This is a genomic window from Burkholderia sp. RF4-BP95, assembly GCF_001521985.1.
Taxonomy (GTDB): Bacteria; Pseudomonadota; Gammaproteobacteria; order Burkholderiales; family Burkholderiaceae; genus Burkholderia; species Burkholderia diffusa.
Genome location: NZ_LOSX01000078.1, coordinates 1 through 2,310, shown reverse-complemented (window position 1 = coordinate 2,310; position 2,310 = coordinate 1). Strand labels below are relative to the sequence as shown.

The window sequence follows — 2,310 nt, the reverse complement described above, 5'->3', positions numbered from 1 at the left end:
GTCTTCGATTGCCTCGCGATCGACGCCGACGGTGTTCTCGAACGGCTTGTTCTTGATCGAGAAGTCGTGCGATGCCAAGTTCTGGATCACACGATCGCCGATCCATTCGCGGAAGCGCGTGGTTTGGCCGAGCCACGGATAGACTTCCTGCGACGTAGTGGACGGCACGGGCATGGCGACCTTGTTCCAGTCGGACTGCGCACCGTCGAACGCTTGCTGGAATACGGTGTTGTATCCCGTGAACAGGGCGCGCAGATTGGCGCGATTGATTTCCATGTGCTTTCCTTATGGAGTAGTCGAGAGGTGTGGCGGGTCGCGTTAAAACGCGATCCAGACGCCGGCCGGGTCGATGTCGACCACGGTGCCGGCGACCGAGCGCTTGCCGTCGCCATCCGTCTTCGCCACTGTTTGATCGTCGACGATGTACGCGGGCATGCCGACGTCCTTCAGCGTGAGCTGGTCCGCGCCGGCCGAATTCGCGACGCGCCACTGGCCGCGCCGGATCGTCACGTTCGCGGCACCGTCTGCGCCGGCCGTGTTGTCGACCTGTTCCTGGACGATGCCCGCGCCCTTGAGCGTGGTGGATTCCGCGCCCTTGGTCGCGAGGCCGGTCGCCGTGTCGATCGCGGCGATCGCGCCGGTGAAGAACAGCACACCGCCTGTGGCCGGGTAGCTGAACAGCAGGCCGGCCCGGGCGACGGTGTCGCGGTCGGCGGTCAATGCAGTCATGTGAATCTCCTGGTAGAAGTGAAAATGCGTTGCCGATGGAAGCGAAGCGAGTTGCCGCGCGCGCCGTCAGGCGGCCGGCTGCGACGTCTTGTACGTCGCCGGGTCGAGGCCGAGCGCCTTGCACACGGCGAGGTCTTCGATGGACAGTGCATTCGCGTCCGTTTTGTCACCGGCCGGCGGATTGCCACCCGTCTGCGTGCCGTTGAGCGCCTGGATCGGTTGCGCCGTCGCGATGAACTGCTTCAGCGCGGCGACGTTGCTCTTGCCGAGGTCGCGCGCCCAGTTCTCCTGGGCGGGCAGCAGCCGGCCGTTCTTCAGCGCGGCCGTCACCAGTTCCTCGACTTCGTTGCCGGTGAGCTTTGCGTTGGCTGCGTCGAGCTGCGCGCGCAGGTCGGTCATCACCGAAATCGGCACGAAGCGCGCGGGGTCGACCTGGTTGGCCGACAGCGTCGCGATCTGCGCGCGCTGCGATTCGAGCAGGACGGGCAGGTTTGCGCTGGCGGCAGCAGTGCCTTGGCCGTCGGACAGCATGTCGATCAACTTATTGAGTTGCGCCGTGATGTCTTCGGCGGTCGAGCCGACGGGCAGATTCAGCAGCCATTGGAGCCGCTCCAGGAGTTCATTCATATTGGAAGCCTCGGAAGGTGGGACAGAGGAAAGCGCCGCGTGGGCGGCGGAGCCGATCACGCTCGACATGGCCGAGCAGGCAGCCGTGAGCTGCACTTCGTCCAGGCAGTCGAGCGCGGGATCGTTGGTCAGCGCCGCGTTGAGCAGCGCGGTCACGTTGCCCGCCTTGTCGAAGGCGAACACAGGGGAGAGATAACCGTATTCGTCCGCTTCGATCATGGCGGAGGCGCGAGCGGTCCATTGCACGTCGATCGCGTACAGGCCGTCGTCTTCGCGCCATTCCAGCGTCTTGAACCATGCAGCGGCCGGCGCGGGCTGGCCGTTCTTCGCCGAGTTCAGCGTCTGGTGCTCGTAATCGATCACATAGCGGGTCTGCCGGGCGTTTGCTGCCGCGATCAGACGTTCCGCGCCGGCAGCGTCGAGTCGCCACGCGGCGCACTCGGTCGGTCGACCGTCCCGTGCACGGAACTCGCCAGCCGGCAGCAGCTTGAGCGCCGTGCCGGTCGATTGGATTTGCGACGAAAGCGCCGCGATGAAGAAGATAGCCATGCCGCCATGTTGGCGACCGGCCGGGGGAAAAATAACGGGACCGGTGTCACTGGGAACGCACCGGTTGACTCGTGCGGGGGGAGTGGTGGGAAGTGAATGCCGCTAGGACCGATTTTAACGGGGGTTTAACGGCCCTCACGCCCCCATCTGGCTATCTGCGCCTATCCGGCCCCTGAAAACCGCTCAAATCGGGCGAGCGGATTACTGATCGAACAGGCGGCGCAGGTACGCGGTGACCTCTGACTCGATCCCGATATTGTCGGATTCGGTCAGCGCAAAGAACGGACGCGCCGGAATCTTGATCGTCCAGCCCTGGCTGCGGGTCCACTTCACGATCTTGACCCGCTTGTGGCTGTTCTTCGCGAACACGGCCAGGTGCGGATGGTCCGCCTGGCGCATGATCAT

General features: G+C 64.6%; 3 protein-coding genes and 1 pseudogene. All 4 read right to left on the bottom strand.

Features of this window, described 5'->3' with window-relative positions; translation table 11 throughout:
• Positions 1–276 (bottom strand): Mu-like prophage major head subunit gpT family protein (locus tag WS46_RS26800; protein ID WP_179949188.1); only part of this gene is annotated, 276 nt, incomplete at its 3' end.
• Positions 277–318: 42 nt separating this feature from the next.
• Positions 319–729: a hypothetical protein gene (locus tag WS46_RS26795; RefSeq protein ID WP_059692313.1), complete on the bottom strand. Its 411-nt coding sequence runs from the start codon at positions 727–729 to the stop codon at positions 319–321.
• Positions 730–795: 66 nt separating this feature from the next.
• A complete protein-coding gene (locus tag WS46_RS26790; protein WP_059692312.1) occupies positions 796–1,905 on the bottom strand; it encodes a phage protease in 1,110 nt (369 codons plus the stop codon).
• 201 nt (positions 1,906–2,106) lie between these two features.
• Positions 2,107–2,310, bottom strand: a pseudogene (locus tag WS46_RS36165) (virion morphogenesis protein); the annotation flags it as partial.